At 56.5% G+C, this 24,689-nt stretch carries 21 protein-coding genes and 1 pseudogene; 7 read left to right on the forward strand and 15 right to left on the reverse strand.

The genetic code is table 11. The features are described 5' to 3' along the window. Positions 1-96: 96 nt before the first annotated feature. From L2W58_RS06655 to L2W58_RS06670, 5 genes and pseudogenes are all read left to right on the forward strand, one after another. Entirely contained in the window at positions 97-1,344 is a 1,248-nt protein-coding gene (locus L2W58_RS06655; protein ID WP_236102571.1) for an HDOD domain-containing protein, read from the forward strand. Between the two features lie 9 nt (positions 1,345-1,353). Next, complete coding sequence (locus tag L2W58_RS06660; RefSeq protein ID WP_236102572.1) at positions 1,354-3,435, forward strand: ATP-binding protein; 2,082 nt, start codon at positions 1,354-1,356, stop codon at positions 3,433-3,435. Further along, a complete protein-coding gene (locus L2W58_RS06665; RefSeq protein ID WP_236102573.1) occupies positions 3,435-4,316 on the forward strand; it encodes a GGDEF domain-containing response regulator in 882 nt (293 codons plus the stop codon). Before L2W58_RS06660 ends, L2W58_RS06665 begins: the two co-directional genes overlap by 1 nt. 91 nt (positions 4,317-4,407) lie before the next feature. Beyond that, positions 4,408-4,497 (forward strand): annotated as a pseudogene (locus tag L2W58_RS13215) (hypothetical protein); the annotation flags it as partial. A 78-nt stretch (positions 4,498-4,575) separates the two neighbouring features. Next, positions 4,576-5,391 carry a TIGR00266 family protein gene (locus L2W58_RS06670; RefSeq protein WP_420827987.1) on the forward strand — a complete coding sequence of 272 codons (816 nt, stop codon included), beginning with the start codon at positions 4,576-4,578 and terminating at the stop codon, positions 5,389-5,391. Positions 5,392-5,492: 101 nt separating this feature from the next. Here L2W58_RS06670 and L2W58_RS06675 read toward each other — a convergent pair whose 3' ends face one another. Continuing rightward, entirely contained in the window at positions 5,493-5,870 is a 378-nt protein-coding gene (locus L2W58_RS06675; RefSeq protein ID WP_236102575.1) for a hypothetical protein, read from the reverse strand. A gap of 145 nt (positions 5,871-6,015) precedes the next feature. Here L2W58_RS06675 and L2W58_RS06680 point away from each other — a divergent pair, with 145 nt between their 5' ends. Beyond that, positions 6,016-7,221, forward strand: coding sequence for a CdaR family transcriptional regulator (locus tag L2W58_RS06680; RefSeq protein WP_236102576.1), 1,206 nt, complete (start codon positions 6,016-6,018; stop codon positions 7,219-7,221). Here the strand turns inward: L2W58_RS06680 and L2W58_RS06685 are convergent. The 12 genes from L2W58_RS06685 to L2W58_RS06740 all read right to left on the reverse strand — a co-directional run bounded on the left by L2W58_RS06685 (position 7,166) and on the right by L2W58_RS06740 (position 19,702). Further along, the gene (locus L2W58_RS06685; RefSeq protein ID WP_236102577.1) at positions 7,166-9,043 is read right to left on the reverse strand and encodes a mechanosensitive ion channel family protein; all 1,878 of its coding nucleotides are present in this window, start codon (positions 9,041-9,043) and stop codon (positions 7,166-7,168) included. The two genes, L2W58_RS06680 and L2W58_RS06685, sit on opposite strands and share 56 nt — an antisense overlap. 2 nt (positions 9,044-9,045) lie before the next feature. Then, a complete protein-coding gene (locus L2W58_RS06690) occupies positions 9,046-9,888 on the reverse strand; it encodes a methyl-accepting chemotaxis protein (protein WP_236102578.1) in 843 nt (280 codons plus the stop codon). Positions 9,889-9,900: 12 nt separating this feature from the next. Then, entirely contained in the window at positions 9,901-10,668 is a 768-nt protein-coding gene (locus tag L2W58_RS06695) for an oxygen-binding di-iron domain-containing protein (RefSeq protein ID WP_236102579.1), read from the reverse strand. Positions 10,669-10,889: 221 nt separating this feature from the next. After that, positions 10,890-12,296: a rhodanese-like domain-containing protein gene (locus L2W58_RS06700; RefSeq protein WP_236102580.1), complete on the reverse strand. Its 1,407-nt coding sequence runs from the start codon at positions 12,294-12,296 to the stop codon at positions 10,890-10,892. A 1-nt stretch (position 12,297) separates the two neighbouring features. Continuing rightward, on the reverse strand, positions 12,298-12,849 hold the full coding sequence (locus tag L2W58_RS06705) for a hypothetical protein (RefSeq protein ID WP_236102581.1): 552 nt from the start codon (positions 12,847-12,849) through the stop codon (positions 12,298-12,300). A 279-nt stretch (positions 12,850-13,128) separates the two neighbouring features. Then, the gene (locus L2W58_RS06710) at positions 13,129-14,829 is read right to left on the reverse strand and encodes a sensor histidine kinase (protein WP_236102582.1); all 1,701 of its coding nucleotides are present in this window, start codon (positions 14,827-14,829) and stop codon (positions 13,129-13,131) included. Next, positions 14,810-15,532, reverse strand: coding sequence for a response regulator (locus tag L2W58_RS06715; protein ID WP_236102583.1), 723 nt, complete (start codon positions 15,530-15,532; stop codon positions 14,810-14,812). The genes L2W58_RS06710 and L2W58_RS06715 overlap by 20 nt, the downstream gene beginning before the upstream one ends. A 19-nt stretch (positions 15,533-15,551) precedes the next feature. Next, positions 15,552-16,274: a phosphate signaling complex protein PhoU gene (phoU, locus tag L2W58_RS06720; protein WP_236102584.1), complete on the reverse strand. Its 723-nt coding sequence runs from the start codon at positions 16,272-16,274 to the stop codon at positions 15,552-15,554. Between the two features lie 26 nt (positions 16,275-16,300). Next, a complete protein-coding gene (pstB, locus tag L2W58_RS06725) occupies positions 16,301-17,065 on the reverse strand; it encodes a phosphate ABC transporter ATP-binding protein PstB (protein ID WP_236102585.1) in 765 nt (254 codons plus the stop codon). A 16-nt stretch (positions 17,066-17,081) separates the two neighbouring features. After that, positions 17,082-17,930: a phosphate ABC transporter permease PstA gene (gene pstA / locus L2W58_RS06730; RefSeq protein ID WP_236102586.1), complete on the reverse strand. Its 849-nt coding sequence runs from the start codon at positions 17,928-17,930 to the stop codon at positions 17,082-17,084. Beyond that, a complete protein-coding gene (gene pstC, locus L2W58_RS06735) occupies positions 17,927-18,796 on the reverse strand; it encodes a phosphate ABC transporter permease subunit PstC (RefSeq protein ID WP_236102587.1) in 870 nt (289 codons plus the stop codon). Before pstC ends, pstA begins: the two co-directional genes overlap by 4 nt. A 96-nt stretch (positions 18,797-18,892) precedes the next feature. After that, a complete protein-coding gene (locus L2W58_RS06740) occupies positions 18,893-19,702 on the reverse strand; it encodes a phosphate ABC transporter substrate-binding protein (RefSeq protein ID WP_236102588.1) in 810 nt (269 codons plus the stop codon). 267 nt (positions 19,703-19,969) lie between these two features. Between L2W58_RS06740 and L2W58_RS06745 the strand changes: the two genes are divergently transcribed. Next, the gene (locus tag L2W58_RS06745; protein WP_236102589.1) at positions 19,970-21,988 is read left to right on the forward strand and encodes an HD domain-containing phosphohydrolase; all 2,019 of its coding nucleotides are present in this window, start codon (positions 19,970-19,972) and stop codon (positions 21,986-21,988) included. Here the strand turns inward: L2W58_RS06745 and L2W58_RS06750 are convergent. Then, a complete protein-coding gene (locus L2W58_RS06750) occupies positions 21,979-23,130 on the reverse strand; it encodes a YibE/F family protein (protein WP_236102590.1) in 1,152 nt (383 codons plus the stop codon). The two genes, L2W58_RS06745 and L2W58_RS06750, sit on opposite strands and share 10 nt — an antisense overlap. 96 nt (positions 23,131-23,226) lie before the next feature. Further along, positions 23,227-24,678, reverse strand: coding sequence for an alkaline phosphatase (locus L2W58_RS06755; RefSeq protein WP_236102591.1), 1,452 nt, complete (start codon positions 24,676-24,678; stop codon positions 23,227-23,229). Positions 24,679-24,689: the final 11 nt, after the last annotated feature.

The raw sequence follows: 24,689 nt of genomic DNA on the forward strand, positions 1-24,689 counted from the left end.
GTTCAGTAGGTCGGGGACGCCCTTCAACGGTGTCCCCGACCTGCTTTTTCAAGTATAATTTCTTTAGATCGAGCTTAACCTGAGAGGAGAGAGCCTATGGGTTTGGTCAGCACCTCCCGTCTCTCCGAGGGGATGATATTGGCCGACGATCTCTCGACCCCGGCTGGTCGAAAGATCCTGGGCCGGGGAACGTCCCTCTCGGAAAAGCATATATCGATGATGAAGGTCTGGGGAATAGCCTTTGCCGACGTAGAGGGCCTGGATCAGGAGGAGCTTCTCTCCCGGGAGAGGTCTCTGCTGGAGACCATGGACAGAAGCGACTCCATCGTTCGAAGCTTCTTCCCCTCTCATCAAGACGGCGGGCCCTGCTCGGAGATTTTTCATCTGTGCAGGGAGAGATGCGCCCGGCTGATCGAAGAGGAGGATTCGGACGGTCTTTTCGATATGACCGATCACAGAAGGCCGGAGACCCTTCCGTCCAGGGAGGGGCTGCCGGTCGAGAGACCCCGTCTTTCCGAGATAATCGGGGGGGACGTCCCTCTGAGTTCTCTGCCGGACATATACTTTAAAATCCGGGAGGTCATACAGTCTCCGGTCAGCTCCGCGACGTCCATAGCCAGAGTCGTAGGCACCGATCCCAACCTGTCTCTCAGATTGCTCAGGCTCGTGAACAGCGCCTTCTACGGTTTTCCCACCCCTATAAGGTCCATCTCCAGGGCCGTCGCCATAGTGGGCATAAAGGAGCTGTCCTCTTTGGCCTTGGCTGTCTCCACCATGAACGCCTTCGACCACATCCCGTCGTCCTACGTGGATATGAGGTCTTTCTGGAAGCACTCTGTGACCTGTGGCGTCCTGGCCAGGATCTTTGCGAGTCGAAGGAAGATCCGCAGAGACGATCATTTCTTCTTGGCCGGCTTGCTTCACGACGTCGGTAGGGCCATTCTTTACGTTCGGTTCCCTTCCCATATGTCCCATGGTCTGGGAGTCTCGCGTTTCTTTCGCCTTCCCTTGACGGAGGTGGAGAGAAGGCTCGTAGGCTTCGACCACGGCCAGGTCACCTTCAGGCTTCTAGAGAGCTGGCGGATACCGGAACCGATCCTCGGTATGGCCTCGTGGCACCACGAGCCCCTGTCGTCGGAGAATCCCGAGGAGACCTCCCTCCTGTGGATCGCCGATTGGATGGCCAACGCCATGAAGATAGGCTCGAGCGGAACCTTCTATCTTCCTCCTCTGGACGAGGAACTGTGGGAGCTGACCGGGATACACAAAGAGGAGCTCCGCTCCGTCTTCGATCAGGCGGAGAGACAGATCGAAGAGATACTTCGAATATTTTTCATCGCTTGAGGTGGGACCATGGAAGAGAGGGTAAGAGAGCTGGAGGAACGAATCTCGCTGATCAACGCAGAAAGGGAGAGAGCTCGCCGGGTGTTGGACGATGCTGTGGATTCTCTGAACGTCCCGGTTAGCCTCGGTCAGTCCGGCGACGTCTCCGACGTCCTCGAGAGCGTGGCCTCCAGGATCCGTTCGCTGATAGACGTCGGCGAGATCGCCTTTTTCCTGATATCCGAGGATGGATTGGACTTTTCCCGTGAGTGGTGCGATCCTCCCGAATCGGCCGATTTCTTCGAGTCGGAACGGACCATCCTGGTGGAGGACGGTACAGTGGCCTGGGCTTTAGGCAGGAATAAACCCATGGTTATGACTTCCTCGGATGGAACTCCTTTGCTTATACATTCCCTGACAGCCCAGGACGAGCCGTTGGGTATTATGATGGCCTGCATAGAGGGAGATCCGGGGCGTGTAATGGATATATCCCTGGCCTTCGTTACGGTCGTCCTCGGAGCTGCCGCCGGGGTTATAAAAAACAGCAGGCTCTACAGGATGATCAACGATCTGAACGGCGAGCTCAGAGGCAAGGTATCCCGACTTCAGGAGTCGGAGGCACAGCTCGCCGAGGCCAATCAGGCCAAGGACCGTTTTCTGGCAAACGTCAGCCACGAGATAAGAACCCCTCTCAACGCCATCCTCGGCACCGCAGCTATCGTCAGGGGCAAGTCGCCCGCCGAGATGGACCGGGCTCTGGACGTGATAAAGGACGAGGGACACGCTCTTCTGGCACTTATAAACGATATCCTGGATCTGTCCAAGATGGAGGCGGGGTTCCTCGACATGGACGAGGCTCCCTTCGATCTTTTCGAGCTTCTGGAGGCGTTGGACGGTTCCTATCGATCCGAGGCGAAACGGAAGGGTCTGGACTACAGCTTGGATCTTTCTAAGGATATACCTCGTTGGGTGATCGGAGACCCCATCAGGCTGAGGCAGGTGTTGTCCAACCTTTTGGACAACGCCGTCAAATTCACGTCCTCAGGAGGGGTCTCCCTTACGGTTAAAAGTCTAAGATCCGACGGAGAAAAGTTAACCCTGTCCTTCTCCGTGTCCGATACCGGAATAGGGATTTCCAAGGAGGCCGTGCCGAGGCTTTTCAAGCCGTTTTCCCAGGCTGATGGATCGACGAGCAGAAAATACGGTGGTACCGGTTTGGGATTGGCCATCTCCCGTAAAATCGTGAGGGCCATGGGAGGGGATATCTCCGTCGAGAGCGAAAGAGGCAGAGGATCTACTTTTTCCCTCGACGTAGAGATGGCTCTCTGCGATCCCCCCGTGGTTCACGTCGAAGCTGACAAAGAGAGAGGGTCTCTCCGTCCTCTCTCTCTCCTGGTCGTGGAGGACAGCGACACCAACAGGGTGGTTGTAGAGGCCATGCTCAAGGATATGGGACACGATGTGACGGCGGTCTCATCCGGCAGGGAGGCGGTCAGGGCCCTTTCCGAGAGGCGCTTCGACGGGGTGTTCATGGATATACAGATGCCCGGGATGGACGGCCTGGAGGCGACTGCGATCATAAGGGAAAGGGGAGGCCCTGTCCTGGATCGGGACGTTACCGTAATAGCCCTCACCGCAAACGTCATGAAGGAAGACAAAGAGAGGTATCTGGCGAAGGGAATGTCAGGGTATCTTTCTAAACCCGTTAGGCGGGAGGACCTGGCCGAAGCCCTGAGAGACGTGGAGCCGGGAGAACCGAGGAGGTCCGTTTCGGGCAGATACGTTCTCGATATGACCGGTCTGGTGGAACGGATGGGCGGCGATAGGACCATAGCTGCGTTGGTTTTGGAGACTTTCAGGAGCGATCTGGCTAAGATAGTGGAAAAGATAAAGACCTCCGTCGAGAACGGGGACTTTCGAAAGGTCCGAATGGGCGGACACTCGTTGAAGGGAGCGGCGGCCGGAGCAGGGGCCTGGGGGTTGAAGATCGTAGGTCACAGGATTCAGACGGCGGCGGAATCGGGGGATGGAGAGATGTTGAGCGATCTAGTGGAGGAACTTATCCTTGAGGTAGATGAGTTCGAGAAGTCATTCTCTGAGGGGGGCGAATAATGAGGATTCTGGTAGCCGAGGACGACATGACCACCAGGGTGATGTTGGAATCGTTGCTGAAAAAATGGGGATACGATCCGGTCGTGGTTTCCGACGGAGAAGAGGCATGGAGGGTCCTCTCCGGCGAGGAAGCTCCCCATCTGGCTGTCATAGACTGGCTTATGCCGGGACTGGAGGGCACGGAGATATGTCGCCTCGTTCGGGAGAGAAACCGGATGAACGGAAAATACCAGTATATCGTCCTGTTGACCGTGCAGAGCGAGAAGGAGGACGTGGTGAGAGGACTTGAGGCCGGGGCCGACGATTACGTGGTCAAGCCATTCGATTCCCAGGAGCTGAGGATGAGGCTTTCCGTGGCAAGGAGGATACTGGAGCTTCAGGACAAACTGGCCTTTTTCGCCAACCACGATCAGCTGACCAAGCTTTTGAATCGTCACGCCCTGTTCGAGAGGCTCTCCGGTGAGATGGCAAGGTCGGATCGGGAGGGCACCCCTCTGACCCTGGGGTTGTTGGACCTGGACCACTTCAAGAGGATAAACGATACCTACGGTCACCTGGCGGGAGACAGGGTGCTCCGTTCCATAGCGAAGATCCTATGCCGGGAGCTCAGACCCTACGATGTGATCGGACGTTACGGAGGAGAGGAGTTCGTGATGGTGCTTCCCGGAGCCTCGTCGGAGGAGGGATACAGGATACTCGATCGAATCAGGGAGAGGATCGGAGATCGCCCCCTCAAGCTGGACGACGACCGGGTGGAGTTAACCGTTTCCATGGGGCTGGCCGAATATCGGCAGGGAATGACTATGGACGGTCTTATCGCCCGGGCGGACGAGGCGATGTACAGGGCCAAGGATGCCGGCAGGGATAAGGTATCTCTGTGATTTTTAGAGATCTTTCGATTTCAGAGCGAAAGGGGATAGAGAGTTGGCTCAATGGTATTTCAGCGTAAACGGCGATTAGAGAGGCCCCTTCGACGACGGAGACGCCAGACGGATGGCCTTGGAGATTCCCGAAGGACTGGCCTGGAGGGAGGGAATGTCCCAGTGGCTTCCGATATCTCAGATTTCGGAGCTTAGAGGAGCGGGGCCCGGCGTTCCCCTCGGAGCGCCGCCGGTCCCACCGGTGCCGCCCGTTCCTGGCATGAGTTGCCACGAGGTGGACTACCGGGTCTTCGGAGCGGAGATGCAGTATCTGGAGGTGGAGCTGGATCCAGGAGAGACCGCCATGGCAGAGGCTGGCGCCATGATGTACAAGGATCCCTCCATTCACATGGAGAGCATCTTCGGAGACGGGTCGGGACGAGAGGGGTCGGGCTTTATGGGCAAGCTGATGGGTGCCGGTAAGAGGGTCCTCATGGGCGAAAGCCTCTTCATGACAGCCTTCACGAACAACGGAGGAGGTAAGGCCAACGTCGCCTTCGCCGCGCCCTTCCCGGGCAACATAGTTCCGGTGGATCTGGGCGAGTTGGGCGGGGAGATAATATGCCAGAAAGACAGTTTCCTCTGTGCCGCCAAGGGAGTGTCTATCGACATCTATCTTCAGAAGAAGATCCTTACGGGGCTTTTCGGAGGAGAGGGATTCATAATGGAGAGGTTGACCGGAGACGGGATGGCCTTCATGAACGCCGGTGGAACCGTACTTGACAGGGAACTGGCCTCGGGAGAGACGCTGGACGTCGATACCGGATGCGTCGTTGCCTTCATGCCCTCGGTGCAGATGGACATTCGACAGGCGGGCAATATAAAAACCTCTCTTTTCGGAGGAGAGGGGCTTTTCTTCGCTACCCTCAAGGGCCCCGGGCGGATATGGCTTCAGTCTCTACCTTTCTCCAGGCTGGCTGGCAGGATGCTTCAGGCCGCTCCTCAGAGATTGGGAAGCAAGGACCAGGGCGAGGGATCCATTCTCGATACCCTTGGGGGACTCGGTGGTCTCATCGGAGGGGATCGGAGTTTTTAGTCCGTTATACACACGTAAGAGGCCCTGTGCGTACGCACAGGGCCTCTTACGGCAGAGAATATATTGAGACGATATATATGCGGCGAGGGGCGCCACCGTCCCTAAGCTACCTGGTGCAGGTTCTCCAGGGACGTATCGAAGGGAGCGTTGATATCGGCGTCGTGGACCTCCCGGGAGCCTATTCTGAAAAGGGTTCTCATGGCTCCGAAGGATCCGGCGGAGAAGAAAACCAGCCCTCCCAGGTAGAGGGACGAGGCCTGAGAGACCATCTCCTCCACGAAAACCGGGCTGTACATAACGAGAATTCCGGAGAGGGATAGAATCAGACAGCCTGCCAGAGTGCTTCGAAGATCTTCCGATCCTATGGCGGCCACCATGCCGAAAACGGCGATTCCGAAAAGGGATATAGTTGGGCCCGACAGGATCAAAGCGGGCAGTAGTGCACCGGCCAGAGCGGACAACATCACACCGTGTCTCACGATGATTCCCTCCTTAAGGAACGAGATATTCTGTATCCTGGCCCCATTCTATTCTCCCTCTATCGAAAAGACTTCGGTATTTTGAATCAACTATCGTCCTATATATGGAGAGTCTTCCGTCATTTTGACGAAAGGAGCGATCGTTTTGCTGGAACCTATAGCTCAGGAGCTTGCCAAGTCCATATCGGAGGTCATAGGTTACGATGTCCTCATCACCGATGTGAAGGGGGTGATAATCGGTTGCAGCGATCCCGAAAGAGGGTTCGGAACCCTGAACGAGTCGTCCAGGATAGCCGCCGAGACGGGAAAGGGAAGCGTGGATACCGAGGAGGTGTCCCAGAGGCTCAGAGGGACCAGACCGGGGGTTACCTATCCCATGGTCGGCCCCGACGGCAGGGTGATAGGCACCGTGGCGATAACCGGTGATCCCGAAAAGGTCACCCCCTTCGCCCTGGTGGTGAAGCGTCAGGCCGAACTCTATCTCAGGGAGCGGATAATGCAGAGGGAGATAATGGAGAGGGAGAGAAACCTCCAGGCGTTGGTCTCCGACGTTTTTCTGCTGAACTCCAAGGTCAGCGACCCGGAGCTGCTGATGAACAGGGCGGAGCATTTCGGATACGATCGTTCCTCCGAATACGTGGCCCTGGCGGTGGAGACCGCCAGGGCGAGGGACTCTGCCGGGGCAGGAGCCTACAGGGATTCCGTATTGGCCCGTCTTAGAGACTCCATGGGAGGTCCTAGAAGCCTCATGGCCGCCATGAAGATGGATCTCTACGTGGTTTTTCTCCCCCTGCCGGGAGGAAGATGGTCGGATTTATCGGAAAGGATCGGCGAGATCTGGAAAGTCGTCAAGAAGTCTCTTTCGTCCATGGGGATAGAGGCGGCGGTTGGAATAGGCAGCGGGGCCGTGGGTATAGAGGAGCTGGCCCGATCATGCAGGGAGGCCCGGCTGGCTCTCAGGATCGGCAGAAAGGTGGCTCCGGGCGTCCGTTTTTACCCGATAAGGGGCTACAGGGTGGAGGAACTTCTGTTCTTTTCTCCCCGTTCGCTGACGGAGTCCATGTCCGAGAGGGAGCTGTCGCCTCTGGAGGGCAGAGGCGACACGGAGGAACTACGCGATACGCTGATGGCCTGGTGCGAGAGCGGTTTCAACGTGGCCGAAGCGTCTCGGTCTCTGCACCTCCATCGCTCCACCGTCAACTACAGGCTGGAGAAGCTGGCTTCCATTTTCCATGTCGACGTCAGGGACTTCAGGGAGATGAGCCGTCTGTACTGGGCCATCTCCCTGGATAAACTCAATCGCGGTCGGCCTCGAAAGAACCCCGAGGAGGGTAGTCCAAGGAGTTCCTGATTTCCTTCATGAGATCGGGGGACGGATTGGGGAAGGGAAGTTTTCCCGATTTCCTCCATTCCTCTACCTCTTTCTCCGCTCGAGCTCCTCTACTCTTGTCCGGAGGGGTGTCCTCCGCAAGATAGGCTGTGTTGGAGGGGAAGGCGAATCCCGACCCAGAGGAGTCGACTATCTCCGCCATTCGAAAGAGAAGGTCTTCCTTGATAGCCAGAAAGGTCTCCCAGTCCCTGGTCTGTACGAATGCCCGGACCGCTATGTCCAGCGAATAGGCACCGAATCCGGAGAAGCGGACTCTCACCGGTGTGCCGTGGTGTACCTTGGGATGGGACAGAAGCATCTCCTTTATCTTCGTTATGGTCCATCGTAGCTGGTCCATGGAGGTCTCGTACCTCAGTCCGACGGTGGTCTCGAACATATGCCTGTCCCTGCGAGTCAGGTTCATCATGTGGAGCTGGGAAAAGTCGGCGTTAGGTACTGACAGGATGGTCCTATCGACCAGCCTCAGCCTGGTTGATCTTATGCCTATCTCTACCACCGTTCCGCTATTATCTCCGAACTGACAGAAATCCCCCACCTTGACCGGTTTGTCCGCGAAGAGGGAGATCCCTCCGATGATGTTCTCTATAGTCGGTTTGGCCGCCAGGGATATTGCTAAACCGGCGACCCCCAGTCCGGTGATGACCGATGCCAGAGGTATGCCCAGCTGGGATGCCCCGTAGGTCAACAGCGACAGGGCGGCGAAGATACCGATAAGTCGGGATACGGTTCGCAGAAGGCTGGCGTCCACGCTGTTAGGATCCACTTTTGGAGACATTATCACTATGTCGGCTACGAGAGAACACGCTCCGAACAGGGTCCACGCTCCGAAAATCCAGATGAATGCGCTCAGAGTTCCTACAGAGAACAGCAACGCCACCGATCCGCTTAGGTTTATGACGTCTTTTATCAGGTAACGGCTGGTTGCGGCTATGGCTATTGAGGTCACGGTAAAGGAGAGCTTCAAAACCCCTTTTTTGAAATCCGATTCGTTTTTAAGGGACTTGTTTCTGAAGAAACCCATGGCCAACGATATCGCCAACAGAGTTGACCCTATGAGGATAACCAAGGCCATCCACTGCCATATGGTGTTGCTCTCCACCGTTACCATGGACCACTTGGGAAGCAGAAAGGCCCATCTCGGAGGAAGGAGATGTCCCGGAGAGTCGTTGTACCAATCCCAAAATCCCGGGGTGGACAGAGGATCGTCTCTGTAAGGCATGTTCTGTACCGCCTCGTAGAAATCGGATATCTCCCTGAGGCTTTCGGAGGAGAAAAGGTAATATCCTTTCTCCTCTCCCGATTCCAGGCGCCTCAGCCTTATCTCCGTTCCGGGGATTCTCCACGTCTCCATATGTCCTTCATCGGTTATGAGTTCGCTCGTTCCGGGTATATCCCTCGAGGCCGGAATGGGTACCCGATCCATTATCTCTTTCAGTTGAAGGGCTCTTTCGCTTCCTATCTTGTTTCTGTAGACCCTTGGTGTGTCCCTCAGGTCCAGGCATTCTATCGCCTTTTTGAAATATATAGAGGCTTTTTCCGCTTTCGCCAGGGCTCCGGGGGTGTTGAAGAAGACGGCTCCGGCGGTGTCGTTCTCTTTGTTTGCCTCTTTGATCAATCTGTACGCCATGTTTATGTTGGTGGCGAAGGAAATCATGGTCTGCCTTGGAGAATGCCTCTCCGGCGGAGCCAGAGGCAGGGCGTACTCGATTGCCGAGGCTTTATGGGAGAACGCTGATAAGAGCGACGCCAGGGCAAGCAAAAGTATGAGCTTATTCTTGCCCATGGTCAGAGGCGAAGGTCCTGAAGGTTCTTCTGGGCCCTGACTATGGAGGATATTATGGCCGCCATGGCGTCGAAGCGGTCTATGGCCTCCTTCATGACCCCCACGGAGTGGGCTATCTCCCTGGATCCCTCGGACATCTTCTCTCCCGATCCGTCCAGCATCACGGTGATGTCGTCCATGAAGGACCTGTTCTCCTCCAGGAAGGACATAAAACTGGACAGGGAGTTTCTCACCACGTCGAACATCTCGCTTACCCGGCGTACGTTGTCCATGGCGTCTTTGACCGATCCGGAAATCTCGGAGACCCTGTCGGTTATCTTGTCCGACGCCTCCTTGGTCTGGACCGACAGCTTCTGGACCTCCTCCGCTACGACGCTGAATCCCCTGCCGTGTTCCCCCGCTCTGGCCGCTTCTATGGAGGCGTTGAGGGCCAGCAGGTTGGTCTGTTTCGCTATCCTGGTGATCTCCTCGGATATCTTCTCCACCTCCAGGAAACCGTTTAAGGTCTCGTAGGTGGTCTCAACCGTCTTGTTCACGTCGGAGCTCATGTTCTCTATGTCCGTGCCGGAACGGTGAAGTTCCTCCTCCAGTTCCTGGTTCATCTTGCCTATGGACTCCACGTTCTCCCTGGCGTGGGCGCTGCTTTTCTGAAATTCCCCTACGGTGTCGGCCAGCATGGCGTCTAGCTTCTGGAAGTCGTCGGATATGTCCGAAAGCTCCCCCTGGACGTTGTTGACCCGTCTTACCAGGGCCTCGTCCAGCTGGTCCATGAAGGAGTTCATCAGGGTGTTCCCGAAGTAGGCCGACGACAGTCTTGCTATCAGCTCTCTTTCCCTTTTGTCCATACCGGGGCCTCCCTATCGGAAGAGCTGGTCCATGATGTCGACGCCGCATTTCAGGTTCCCGAACCAGTTCAGGAATCTGTCCACGTCGTCGCCCTTTATGACCGCGCCGTGCTGAGGGGCTATGGCGTCCACCTTCAACTTCGAGACCGAATCGACCCAGCGACGGCAGGCCGAGTTGGAGGCCATATAGCGTTTATGGAATCCCTCCATATACCTGAGGTGGTCGTCGAAGCTCTCCACGGTGGGATACCTCTTCCCCTCGGGGAATACGGCGGCTCCGATATCTCCGGAGAAGAGTATCCTGGACGTGGGGTCGTAGAGGGAAAACTGCCCGGTGGAGTGAAGGAAATGGGAGGGGATGCAGGGCAGCTTCGTCCCATCCCTCAACGTGAGGTCGCCTCCTCCGTCAGGTATGGCTACGATCCGGCTCGTCTCGTAGATGCCGAAGTGGGGGAGGAACCTGGTCCAGAGTTCCGATATATGGGCCTTGGCCCTTTCCGCTATGGAGAGCCATAGGGTTATGCCGGAGGATACGTCGGGGTCCTGATGGGAGTAGAATATCTGGCTGACCGAACCGATGTCCACTATCTCCGCCACGTTGGCCAGGACCCTGGGAAACACGTGGGCTCCGCCGGGATCCATCAGAACGACCTCGCCGTCGTGGATTATCATGTACTGGTTGGTCTGGACGATGCTTTTCTCTTCCTTTTCCTCCCAGCCTAGGTGGAGGTATCTGTGGTTACCATCTTCGTAGAGAACGGACGTGTCGAAAGAGCTCATAAAAAAACCCCCTTATAGTGTAGGAGTGACGATCACTACGATATAGTATAACCTCTTAGATACGAAAAAAAGCGAGGGGAATTTCCCTCGCTTTTTACGGGATTAAGAGTATGTCTAAAAACGCAGGTTCTTCGTAAGGTCGTCTTGATAAAGCCTGCTCGAAAATACGTCAGAGCGGCGGAGGTTCCAGGTGGGGCGATTTTGCGGGGGATGATATGGTCTCACTTTTTAGAGGTGGTCTTGAAGAAAGAGTTTGGTTTTCTCTCTGGAGCGTCTTCCGGTAATCCCTTGTCTTTTCTGGGACTGCCTTTTTTCTTGTGCCACTCGTACCAGCCGCCGTCGTAAACTCTTATATTATCCCAACCCATGGCGTAGGCGTAAAAATAGGTTTCGCTGGCCCTCCATCCGGTTCCACAGTGGAAAGAGACAGCTTTATCTGGAGTTATTCCCCATTTCTTCCATCTGTCCGCTATCAATTCGTAGTTAAACATGGTGTTATCCAGGTTCCGATAGTCTTCCATAGCGTAAGGGTCGGATCCGGCGTATCCAAATCTAGATTTCGCGATATCTCCAGCTTCTCCGATGTAGGTATAGCCGCTTATCTTACACAGATATTCGGGCCAGCTTCTTATGGAGGCGATGACGGCATCGGGGTTTTTCACCATGGCGAGCTCTTCGTCGTAATCGATCAAAACCTCGGGGTTTTGAGGAATTTGGACTCCAAAATCATCCACGGCGGTCCATTCATTTTCTCCTTTTTCCAGCGGTAGGTTCTCAAGCTCCCAAAGGGGTTTGCCACCGTTTAAAAAGCGAATGTCCTTTACTCCGGCGTAATGCATTATCATACCGGCTCTGTAGGCTGCCGTAGTCGCGGCTACCGAACCGTAGAGGATTACCGTGGTATCCGAGGTGATTCCCATGGCTTCGAGTCTTTTCTTTATGTTATCGTCAGTAGGGCGATTCCAGAATTTGAGCTGCTCCGTCATCGGAATAGATTGATAATCGGCTAGGATCCTGACCCCTCTGACGTGGTTGATAGTGTCGTCGACCGTTATGGCGCCGGGGATGTGTCCTCTGAGGAAATCGTCTTTCTCGAAAGGTAGATTAACCTCTACTATGCGAAAATCTCCGCCCTTAAAGGTCTTCGGAGACCGTCCGTTCACGAGTTCCTCGATCCATTCGGGATAGACGAGCATCTCGTATCGGGCCATCTTTTTTACGGTATGCCCCGATTCGATCCACTTTTCGAGTCCTCCATCGAGAATCTTGACGTGCTTGAACCCCGCGCCTACGAACAGATCGTAGGCGTCCGATCCTAGGGTATCGTTACCGTACAGCACGGTGTCCATATCTTTCTTTAACTCCCGCCGGGCCAGTTCGTTATCCAGGTCTTCGGGGTTTTTCGCCAGGTCGAACCAGCTGAGGGGGAAATCTTTGGCTCCTCCTATATGGCCGCCCTTGCCATTCTCGGTATCCCAGCCGATGAACTGGTGTTCCGGACGAACGTCCACGAACTGTACCGGTTGAATTTTAGACGCTTCTTTTGCCGAAATTAAGGGTAACGAGTCGGCTATAGCTCCTGTGACGGCGAAACAGATCATGGTTATCGACAAAAAAAATTTTATCATTCTAGATCTTATCTCCTTTTTTTATCTTTAAATATAGAGATGTGAAAATCGAATAGGCTAAGTAACAGGAAAACATGTAGCTAAAAAAGGATGTCACTATAGGGCCTGAGAGGTAAAATGCCATTTCGTCCGATAGCCAGCTCCAATAACCTATTGATATGCTAAATCCACCAAAAAAATAGGCCAAAGTCGAACTGATGGGTTTTTGGACTGCGGCAAGGACCATAGCACAGATAAAAGGAGCCCACCAAGATTTTGATTTATCTTTTAATAAACAACCGATAAATGCCGCTTCTATGGCTTTAGAGACCACAAGGTAGCCTATTATGCCGTTTCCCATCCTGAAAGTGCTTGAAATTAGGTTCAAAAAAATGGCCCATATCGCACCTGCTAAAGGTCCGAGGGCAATGGAGAAAAGGGCCGTCCCGGATATGTTGACGTTTATGAATACGGGAAAGCTGAAAAAAATTGGTCCTAAAACGGTTAGCACAGTTAGAGATGCCGAGAGAAACACGATAGCCGATGTGAAAAGAAGCTCTTTATTGTAGGTCATTGAATAACTGGTCTCCCCCCTATCTTAAGAACCATGTTTTGTCATCTCGGCGGATTCAGGATCGAGTTCTTGAGAAAAAACGGTAGTTTGTTCATGGCCCGAGGGGATTATACGTTAGCGTTCTAAAATTCTCAACGAGAATAGTAAATATGCCAATATTTTTGATGTGCTCTTTCGCGAAGCTGTAGGAGATAGGAGTAACGTGAGTTTTTAGAGGTGCTCGTAAATGATACAGGCCCGGAGAAAAATATCCGGGCCTGTGTCATTTCGATAATTTGTTTACTTCGGGAGGTTTACCTCGAAGGTGGCTCCGTCCACGAATCTGGTCAGATCGATTCTGCCGTCGTGTCCCTCGACTATCCTCTTGGCTATGGCCAGTCCGAGGCCGTATCCTCCCTGTCCCCAGCTCTTTCTGCTTCTGGAGGGATCCCCCCTCTGGAACCGTTCGAAGATGGAGGAGGCCAGGCTTTCCTTTATACCCACTCCGTTGTCGGATACCGTGACCGTCCAGAGGTCTTCGTTCTCTTTCAGCTCCACGGCGATCTTTCCGCCCGGCTCGTTTTCGAAGCGTCTTCTGACGTATTTCACGCCGTTGCCTACTAGGTTGCCCAGGGCTCGATAGAGCTCGTCTCTTCGTCCCACCATGGGGGCCTTTTCGGGGGCTTCCAGAGTTATCTCTACCTCTGAGGCCATCGGGTGGGACCGGTGTTCCGATATCACCTCGGACAGGACCTCGGCAAGGTCGAGGGGTTCCTTTTTTTCCTTGGGAGGCTCGGCCTCCAGCCTGGAGAGCAGCAGCATGTCGTCCACAAGGGAGGTCAGCCGTCTCTGCTGTTCCAGAATGGAGTTGAGGTATCGTCTTCTGGCGTCGCCGTCCTCCTCGTCCATGAGGAATTCCGCCGTGACCCCTATGGAGGTCAGAGGGGTCTGGAACTCGTGGCTCGCGTCCGCTATGAAATTACGCCTCGCCAGGTCCAACCTGTGTTCCTCCGTCATGTCCTGGAAGACAAGCAGTATGCCAGTCTCTATGGACTTGGCCGATACGGTAAGGAACAGTTCCCTCTCCGGCAGGTCCAGATTGACTGGGTCGGCTTGTCCTGATTCGGCCACCCGGTCTATCAGTGGGTGGAGGCTGCCTGGAAGGAGTACGCCGGTCTTCAGGTCCAGCAGCTCTCTGGCGCATCGGTTTATCATCCTTATGGACTTTTTCCTGTCCAGAAGTATCAGTCCCACCGGCATGGAGGCTATCAGGGTCTCCAGATCGCCTCTTTCATGGCGCAGTTCCTCCATGGCCTCGTGGAGCTGCTGGGACATGTCGTCCAGGGCTCCCGACAGGCTTTGAAGCTCCCTGTCGGCCATTATGGGAAACCGGGATTCCCTTCCCGTCGCTATGTCGTCCGCCGCCGCGACTATCCTCTCCAGAGGTCTGAAGAACCGCCTTATCATGAACTGGGCCAGGGCCAAAACGGCCAGGGCCGCCAGTATGGATAGCCCCAACAGCCTTTTGCGGCCTTCCGATGCGGCCTGGTCCAAGGCGGACAGCCTGTAGGCCAGTCGGACTACCTGCACGTCTCCGTTTACAGACAGGGCCCTGGCGGAGTAGACCATGGTGGAGTCCAGGCTTCTGCTGTATCTTATCTCCGATCCCGCTCCTGACGAGAAGGCCCTCTTTATCTCCGGTCTGTTGCTGTGGTTGTCCAATCTCTCGACCGAGGCCTCCGTGTCCCGAAGCACAGTGCCGTTTTCGTCTATCAGGCTGATTCTGCATTCCAGCTCCCGGGCCAACTCGGTAAGGTCGAGAGTTCCGTCGCTTTCCTCAACCAGCCGGGCCACGAGCCCCGCCTGTCGGGACAGTTCCCGAACCGCCTCGTCGGCGATGTGATCTTCCACTATTCGGCTCATCAGCAGCCAGGAACCGAGGAAAGTCAGCAACACCGCGGCCGCTGCGGCCAGCAGGGTCTTACCCTTCAGGCTTTTCATCCGATTCCTCCACGATTATCCTGTATCCCCGGCCTCTGAGGGCCGTTATGGTAGGAGCCGATTTTCCTCCCGCCTGGGCCAGTTTCTTCCTCAGTCTTGATATGTGGACGTCCACGGTCCTGGTGTCTCCTCCATAGACCCCCCATATCAGAGATAGGAGCCTCTCCCTCGGGACGACCTGTCCCGGTCTCTCCGCCAGGGTTCGGAGCAGCCTGTATTCGGTGAGGCTCAGGTTGATCTCCTCTCCCTTGAACTTGGCTATCTGGCCCTCCAGGTCTATCTCCAGGTCTCCTACCGAGACTGTCGGCTTGGTCTGGACGAGCTGGGTGCGTCTTATCAGGGACTTCACCCGGGCCATCAGTTCCACCAGGGAGAAGGGCTTCCGGATGTAGTCGTCGGCGCCCAGTTCGAGCCCCTGTACCAGATCCCGCTCGTCCCGTCTGGCCGTCATCATTATTATCGGAAGAGCTCTGCTTTCCGGAGATGACCTTATACGACGGCAGACCTCCCAGCCGTCCATGCCGGGGAGCATCAGGTCCAGAAGCACCAGGTCGGGCAGCACGGGATACAGCATGTCCAGGGCGTCGTCTCCGTTGTCGGCGGTCATGACGTCGAAGCCGTGCCTCTTCAGAGCCTGTGAAACTACGTCCACTATGGAGGATTCGTCCTCCACCAATAAAATTCTCTTGCCCTGTAAGCTCACGGGCCGATCCCTCCTCCGATTATCTCCGTGTCTTCCCGTCTTCGTCTACTATCTCGCTTCCTGGCCTGGGGCGTCTGTAGCGGCTTGATCGCACGGTATCGCCGGTGCAGATGTAGACCACCCTCTCGGCTATGTTGGTAACCCTGTCTCCCGCTCTTTCGAGGGTCCTGGCCACGGTCAACAGCTGGGAGGCCTGTTCTATCCGCTCCGGTCTGGCCATCATGAGGAAGAGCAGCTCCCTGAGGATCTGGCTCTCCAGATCGTCCATGTCGTCGTCCATGGGGAAGACCGCCTTGGCCTTTTCGACGTCGCACCGGTCGAAAGCCTCCATGCACTGGTCCAGCATCTGAGAGAACAGCTGGGACATCCTGGGTATATCTATGAGAGGCTTTATGGGAAGCTGGTTCGACAGCTCCAAGGCTACCCTGGCCACGTTGTCGCCGTAGTCGCCTATCCTCTCCATGTCCACCGCCATGTGCATTATGGACAGCACCGTTCGGAGGTCCTCTCCCATGGGCTGGAAGCGGGCGAGGAACTGGAGACATCTCTGGTCTATGGATCTGGTCAGGTCGTCCATCTCGTCGTCCTTTCGGACGACCTCCAACGCCGCGTCCCGATCCCTTTCCTTCAGAGCCCACACGGCCCTGTTGAGCGACTCCCTCGCAAGGGCCGCCAGGTAGAGGGTCTCCCTCTTGAGGTTCCCGAGCTCCTCCTCTATATGGCTTCTAGAGTCTATGTTCATCATATCAGATAGCCTCCCCGACGGATCTAGCCGAACCGTCCCGTTATGTAATCGCCGGTCTTCCTGTTCTCCGGCGAGGTGAAGATCTTCTCCGTAGGGCCGTATTCCACCAGGTCGCCCATAAGGAAGAAGGCCGTGTCGTCCGATATCCTTGCCGCCTGCTGCATGTTGTGGGTTACTATTACCACGGTGTATCTTTCCCTGAGCTGGCGGCAGAGCTCCTCTATGCGGGCCGTAGCCATAGGGTCCAGGGCCGAGGTCGGCTCGTCCATAAGGACCACCTCCGGCTCGGTGGCTATGGTTCTGGCTATGCAGAGCCTCTGCTGCTGTCCTCCGGACAGGCCGTTGGCCGGGGAGTGGAGTTTCTCCTTCACCTCGTCCCACAGGGCCGCCCCTCTCAGGCTCGATTCCACTATACCGTCCAGGCGGTCACGGTCCTTTATGCCGTGGATCCTGGGGCCGAAGGCGATGTTGTCGTATATGGACATGGGAAACGGGTTGGGTTTCTGAAAGACCATTCCCACCTTTTTCCGTAGCTCTATCACGTCCGTTCCCTGGGAGTAGATATCCTCTCCGTCGACCAGCACGGTCCCCTTGACCGATGCGCTGGGGATAAAGTCGTTCATCCTGTTAAGGCACCGCAGGAAGGTGCTCTTTCCGCATCCCGAGGGGCCTATGAAGGCGGTCACGGAGTTGGCGTTTATGGACATGGAAATGTCCTTCAAAGTGTGAGCCGTCCCGTAGTGGAGGTTCAGATTTTTTATCTCTATCGCGGTATCCCTTCCGGTCATTGCCTTCACCTCTGAGTTATCGTCTGTTCCGGCGTAGCCGGGCCCGTAGTATTATCCCCAGGGAGCTTACTCCCATGACCAGGAGAATCAGCACCAGCACGGTGCCGTACTGTATGGGCCTGGTCTGCTCTATGTGGGTCCCGGCCGTTGCCAGGACCATTATGTGATAGGGGAGCGCCATGACCTCGTCGAAGAGACTCGTAGCCACCTTTGGGGTGAAGAACGCCGCCCCGGTGAAGATTATCGGTGCCGTCTCCCCCGCTACCCTTCCGACGCTGAGTATCGCCCCGGTCAGTATGGTTGGAAGGGCCGCCGGGAGGACCACCTTCCGGACTGTCTGCCATTTATTGGCCCCCAGGGCGTAGGAGGCCAGCCTGAAGTCCTGAGGCACAGCCAGAAGAGCGGTCTCCGACGCCGTCACTATGAGGGGCAAAGCCAGACAGGCCAGTGTAAGCCCCGCCGACAGGAGGGACGATCCGAAGTTGAGGAACACCACGAAGAGGGAGAGGCCGAACAGACCGTATACTACCGAGGGGACCCCGGCCAGACATCGGACGCAGAGCCTGAGCGCCGTGGTGAACGGGCCCTCCGTGGCGTATTCGGCGAAGAATATCCCGGTGGCGACCCCGACGGGGATGGCGAAGGCCATCGATACGACCACCAGTTGGAGCGTTCCTATTATGGCGGTGCTTATGCCGCCCTTGGTCATGTTGTCCCTGGGAGGTCTGGTGATGAACTCCCAGCTCATGGACTCCGCTCCGTTGGCCATCAGGTAGGCCAGTATGGACAGCAGTCCCAGTACCAGAAGGGCAGCCGAGGTCCAGAGCAGAATGGAAGCGCCTCTGTCAACCAGTTTTCTGCTCATGCCATCCAGCGCTCCTTTCCCTTTTTCTCTATCCACATTGAGACCAGGTTGATCCCCAGGGTCATGGCCAACAGCAGCAGTCCGGCGAAGAACAGGGCGTGATAGTGGGCGGAGCCTACCGGGGTCTCCCCCATTTCCGCCGCGATGGCCGAGGTCAGAGGCCTTACCGGATCGAAGATCGATATCGGGACCAATGCGGCTCCTCCCGCCGCCATCAGCACCACCATGGTCTCTCCCAGAGCCCTCATTATCCCGAGCAGAGATGCGCTGAGAAGCCCCGGGAGGGCGGCGGGCAGAACCACCTTTCGGATCGTCTCCCATCTGGTGGATCCCAGGGCGTAACAGGCGTCTCTCAGCTCTCTCGGAACGGCCTGAAGGCTTTCCTCCGCCAGGGAGGCCACTATGGGAACTATCATGGCCCCCATCAGCAGAGACGCGTTGAACAGGTTCAGTCCCGAGAGGAGGTCGAACCTCTCCTGAAGCCATGGGGCCAGTACCACCATGCCCAGGAATCCCAGGACTATGGACGGCAGGAAGCCCAGCAGCTCCAGCGCCGGTTTGAGTATCTCCCTGAACCAGGACGGAGCCACCTCGGACAGGAATATGGCTATGAGGAAACTGAAGGGGACTGCCATGACGGCGGACAGCAGCGTCACCGTCATTGATCCTACGATCAGAGGAGCCATCCCCAGAGCCGGAGGTTCTTCGGTAGGGTACCAATCGAAGTTCAGCAGGAGTTCCTTGAGGGAGACCTCCCGTAAGGTTGGTATTCCTTCCTGAACGAGGAAGTAGATCAGGAAGACCATTATGAAAAGGCTTAGGCTAGCCGTCAGGGTGATCAGCCACCCCGGAATTCTTTCGTCCATCGACAAGACCTCTCGTGTTCTGGATATACTCCAGCCCGCCGCCATCTCGGGCGGCGGGCTGGAGTTCCCGGTATCCTAGTTTTCTCTGAATCCGTATCAGCGAAGGGGGATATAGCCGGTGTTGCCTACGATCTCCTGTCCGGCGTCGCTGAGGACGAAGTTGATGAATTTGAGGGTGTCGCCGGTGGGCCATCCCTTGGTGAACATGTAGAGGTAGCGGGAGACGGGGTAATCTCCGTCCAGGACGGACTTGACCGTTCCCTCTATTCCACCGACGGTCAGGGCGTTGACCGACTTGTCCAGGTATCCGAGGCCGATATAGCCTATGGCCAATTTATTCTTGGCTACGGTCTGAACCATGGCTCCGTTGGAGGCCACCACAAGGGCTCTCTGGGTCACCCTGTCTTTGTTCATGATCTTGCTCTCCCAGACCTCGTAGGTCCCCGAGCTGGTGTCACGTCCCACCACCGCGATCTTGGCGTCGGCTCCCCCGACTTCCTTCCAGTTGGTTATCTCGCCTTTATAGATTTTCTTGAGCTGTTCGATGGAAAGGTCCTTGATCCGGTTGGAGGGGTGCACCACCGGGATCAGGGCGTCCATCGCTACTGCGAAGGGAACGGGGTAGGTTCCGTTTTCAACCGCCGCCGAAACTTCCTTGTTCTTGATGAATCGAGATGCGTTGGCCACGTCGGTGGTTCCGTCGATTATTGCCTTGATGCCGTTTCCGCTTCCTCCGCCGGACACGGTTATCGCCACGTCCGAATTGCTCTCCATGAACTTCTCCGCCGCGGACTGAGCTATGGGAAGTACGGTGGTGGAGCCCTTGATTACCAGGTCGCCGGCGAAAGCCGATCCGACCAGAGACAGAGTTGCCGCCAGTGCCAGTGCGATAGCCGATTTTTTCATCTTATACAGATCCTCCTTGGATGATCTAGCGAGGGTAACCTTTCCCTCGGGCTGTGACGTCAGTATAGGACGGTTGTGTAACGAACCTATGTAGCGGAGGTAACGATAAGGTAAAAGAGGTTGTCTCTAGGCAGGGCGAAGAAACGGACCTCTACGGCACTGCTTTACGGAAGACCTGCGTCGCCTTTTTGGGTATGGAGGCCCTTTTGTTTCAAGTTTTTTGCCAGTATAATTGAATCCAAAGATATAGAGGAGGAGGTCGACCCCTTGGCCGAGGACATGCATTCTTCGCTGCTTCTTCAATCCCCCATACCGATATTGGTCCTGTCCAGAGACCTGAAGGTCGTCCTGGCGAATCGGGCCTTTCTGGACATGTCCGGCTACGACGAGTCGGAGGTGCTTGGCGCCGTTCCTCCCTATCCCTGGTGGGGCCACGGAGAAGAGGATGTTCCTGTCCCTACCGTAGAGGATCAGAAGGTCCTTTATATGAAAGGCGTGTCCAGGCTGGAGAGACGATATGTGGGAAAAGGCGGCTCGTCCATATGGGTCGAGCTCAGCGTCACCCCCATAACCGGAATCGACGGCATAAGGTCCTATCTGTTGTCCATGGTGGACGTAACTGGAAGAAGGGACTCCGAGGCCCAAAACGGAGACGACCCCAGGTTGGAGGGCCTCGAGAGGGCCTACGCCGCGCTTCAACAGGAGCTGGCGGAGCGGTCCGAGTGGGAGGAACGACTGGAGCTGGAGGTCGCCAGGAGGACCGAGGAGCTGGAGAAGAGCAAGAGCTTCTGGGAGGCCCTGTTTCAGGAGTCGCCGGAAGGGATCGCCTTTTTGGACAATCGGGACAGGATAATCCAGGTCAACGGGTCCTTCTGCCGCATGTTTCTGTGCGACCCCGAATCGGTGCGGGGGACGGCCATAAACGACATAGTCGGAAGGGCTCCGGGAATACAGATAGACGCAGAGAGGATGACCAGGAAGCTCTTCAGCGGAGAGCCTTTCGTGTACGATACCAAACGCACCAGGACCGACGGTAGCGTCCTACCTGTTTCCATCCACGCGTCTCCCTTCCTTTTCGGGAATAAAACCTTCGCCTACTGCGGCTACAGGGATATAACCGAGAGAAAAAGGGACGAGGAGAGGCTGAGGTATCACTCTACCCTCCAGAACCTGCTCTCCAGGGTGTCCTATCGTTTCGTCTTTCCCTCGAGCGATATAGACGGTTCCCTGAGACAGGCTCTCGAGGACTTCGGGTCCTTTTTCAGGGCATCCCACTGTAACCTCGTTCAGTTCGATCCCGCAGGAGATATGGTGAGGTCCATATGGTGGCACGGGGGCCCTTTGAACCCCGATCTGGGCCATCTCGTAGAGAACGTCTCCTCGAGGGATATCCCCTGGCTCTGGCATCGCCTCCAGGTGGACGATGTCGTGATGATAGGAAACGGAGACGCCATCCCCGCCAGGGCCTGTATGGAGCGGAGGCTGTTCGAGCTATTGGGCGGAGGCGAGGCCTACGTCTATCCTCTTTTCATCCGGGGGGAACTCAGAGGGATGATATCCCTGTTTCGCTCCGAGACGGACGATTTCGGTTCTGACAGGATCACCGACTTCTACGTCTTCAGCAGCATAATATCCGCCGCTCTGGAGCGCCACGAAGGGGAACGGTCCATAAAGGCCAACTACGACGTGCTCCATCGGACCTTCGAGAGCAGCATAAAGACCATGGGGGATATGCTGGCGGTCAGGGATCCCTACACGGCCCGCCATCAGAGAAACGTGGCGGTGCTGTCCGACATGATCTCCGAAAGGCTGGGCATGGACGAAGAGAGCAGAAAGGGATTGAGGATAGCGGCTTTGGTCCACGATCTCGGAAAGATAAGGGTTCCGGCGGAGATACTGAACAAGCCGGGAGAGCTTTCCGAGCTGGAGTTCGAGATAATAAAGGAACATCCCCAGCTGGGAGAGGAGATACTCTCGAACATCGAGTTCCCCTGGCCTGTGGCTACGATAGTTTCGCAGCATCACGAAAGGCTCGACGGTTCCGGATATCCCAGACATCTTTGGTCCGGCGAGATTCTTCCCGAAGCCCGTATTCTCGCCGTCGCCGACGTGGTGGAGGCCATGACATCTCATCGTCCCTATCGGGCCGGACTGGGACTGTTGGCGGCTCTGGACGAGATAAGACGGGGTCGCAGCTTTTTATACGACCCCGACGCGGTAGGAGCCTGTCTGGACGTTCTCAAGGGAAGATCCGATCTGAACGATCTATTCTCGGCTCAGATCTGATCCGTTCGGGAATGGACGAAGGCCCCTGTGAGGGCGGTCAGAGGGGCCACAGTGACCAGGCCGAAACTTCCCACCATGGTGTGGAGTATCTCCGCCGCCACGTAGTTGACGTTCAATATGTTGGACATAGGTATCCCCTGGGCCATGAACACCATCATCATCGTCAGGTATCCTCCCGAGTAGGCCAGCAGCAGCGTGGTGGTCATTGTCCCTATGACGGCCCTTCCCACCTTGAGCCCCGACTTGAACAGCCTCCATCTGTCTATATCGGGCCTGTGTTCCTTGACCTCCGCCACGGCGGCGGATATGTCCATAGCCAGGTCCATGACGGCACCCGACGAGGCCAGGAAGATTCCCGCCAGAAAGATCCTGGTAAGGTCGAGATGTGGATAGCCCGAGTAGAGCAGCATCTCCGAGAAGGGCCTCACGGCTCCGTGGATCCCGAAGGGGCCGGAGAAGACCTTCGCCAGAAGACAGGTTAGTCCCAGTCCCGCCATTGCGCCGATCCAGGCCGTGGCCCCTCTGCGGTCGAAACCGGCTACCAGGAATACTATGGCGAAGGTCAGTGCCGATACCACCCCGAAGGCCACGAGCACCGGGTCCCATCCCTTGAGGAACAGGGGGATCATGACCTTCCAGATCATAAGGGCCGAGAAGAGGAAGGACACCATGGCCTTCACCCCGGTGAAACCTCCCACCACCGCCAGGGTGGCCGCGAATAGAAGCAGCAGCAGAGCCTCCACTCCCAGCCTGTATTTTCCCGAGGCGTGTACCCCGGCGATTTTCCCGTCGACGGTTGTGATGTCCAGAAGCACCCTGTCTCCCGGGGCGTAGAAGCTGTCCAGCTCGAGCTTGCCGCTCAGCACGTTGCTTCCCTCCACGGTCCGTCCCCCGAAGGGGCCTTCCTCTATCCTCACTGTCAGTCCCTGGTCTCCGGTCTTGATTATGCCGCACTGAACCACCGTGGAGTTATCGACGGCGATCACCCTGCCCCTGTAATGTCCAACGTTTCCGTCCAGCTTGTCCTCGAAGCCGGTGGGCATAGTCCAGAGGGCCGCACATATAAGCGATATCAGGGCGGTGAAGGCCAGGTCTTTCGTCGACGTGCCGTCCAGAAACCACCGGTAGAAATGTCTCAGCATGTCGTTTGCTCCTTTCGTGTTTTCTCCATAAGTAAAGGGAGGGACGAGCCCGTCGGGCTCGTCCCTCCCCTTTCAGGGGGGGGGAAGAAAAGGGGCTTAGAGGCCCATGGCGGATGTCATCTTGCGGAACACGTCGGTGTTGTCGTAGTAGCCGTTGAAGGTCTCCTGTCCAACCCCGACGGCGCTTACCGGAACCGGTACGCCTGTGTGGGCGTAGCTGGTCCAGGCCAAACCGGCCCTGCGGTTGAGAAGATGGGTCAGGGCTATTGAGAAGGGCTCGTAGCCTCCGTAGAGAAGGTAGGTCTCCTGGTCCTCGGACCTTTCCTCGGCTCCCTTCATGCTCTCGGCGAAGGCCTTCTTGAGCGAGTCGAGCTCCGATCCGGTAACGGCGTCCTGTCCCTTCAGGCTGAGGCCGAAGGCCTTCTCCACCTGGGGAAAGAAGGCCTCCAGGGATCCCTTGCCGCCGGTGGACTTCCTGTAGTCGGCCAGGACGAGGTCGAACGCCTCGTAGGACATCTTCTGTCCGTCCAGCTTGCCGAAGAAGGTGTCGTACTTGGTTCCTGCGAAGCCTATGGTGAGACCTCCGGTCTCGTGGTCTCCGGTCACCACCACCAGGGTGTCCTCGGGGTGGTCGTTGTAGAAGTCGAGGGCTACCTTGACCGCTTCGTCGAAGGCTATGGTGTCGCCTATGGAGGAGACGGCGTCGTTGGCGTGGCAGGCCCAGTCTATCTTGCCGCCCTCGACCATCATGAAGAAGCCTTCGGGATTGTCCAGGAGCTCTATACCCTTGGCGGTGAAGTCGGCCAGGGAGATGGACCGGTCCGTCTCGTCCACGGCGTAGGGCATGGCCTTGCCGGACCACAACACGGGGTTGATCGCCACGATCTTGCCGTCCTCTTTGGAGAGTTTCCGGAAGTCCTCGGTCGTCTCGGTTACCCTGTAGCCCGCCTTCTCTATGATTCCCATGACGTCGGGCTGATCTCCCTTGGGACCCTTGGGTTTCTTGAAACCGCCTCCGGCGAAGTACTCGAAGCCGCTTTCGGGAAGCTGACGGGCCAGATCGTAGTAGTCGTTGCGGGACTCGTTGTGGGAATAGAAACAGGCGGGGGTGGCGTGTTCTATGGACACGGACGATATGATACCGACCTTCATACCCCTCTTATGGGCCATCTCGGCGATGGTCTCGTGGGACTCCGTGCCGGTGGGGTTCATGGCTATGACCCCCGACTTGGTCTTGTTTCCCGTGGCCAGAGCCGTCCCGGCCGCCGCCGAGTCGGTTATGATCGAGTTGGTCGAGTAGGTGGTGCAGAACCCCTGGGCGGGAAGGGTGCTCATGGCCAGCTTGACTATTCCCGGTCTGGCGTCCTTGCCGGCCATGGAGGCCAGGTATATCTCCGCCGCGTTTCTCTGGGGCATGGCCATGCCGTCGCCTATCATCAAAAAGACGTACTTTGCCCTATCGGCCCAGGCTCCTCCCGCCAGGACCGTCACCATTGCCGTCGCAAGGACGAACTTAGCTAAAAAGCGTCTCCCTCTCGTAAATGTCACCGCGAATCACC

The sequence above is a fragment of the Dethiosulfovibrio faecalis genome (genome assembly GCF_021568795.1).
Classification (GTDB): Bacteria; Synergistota; Synergistia; order Synergistales; family Dethiosulfovibrionaceae; genus Dethiosulfovibrio; species Dethiosulfovibrio faecalis.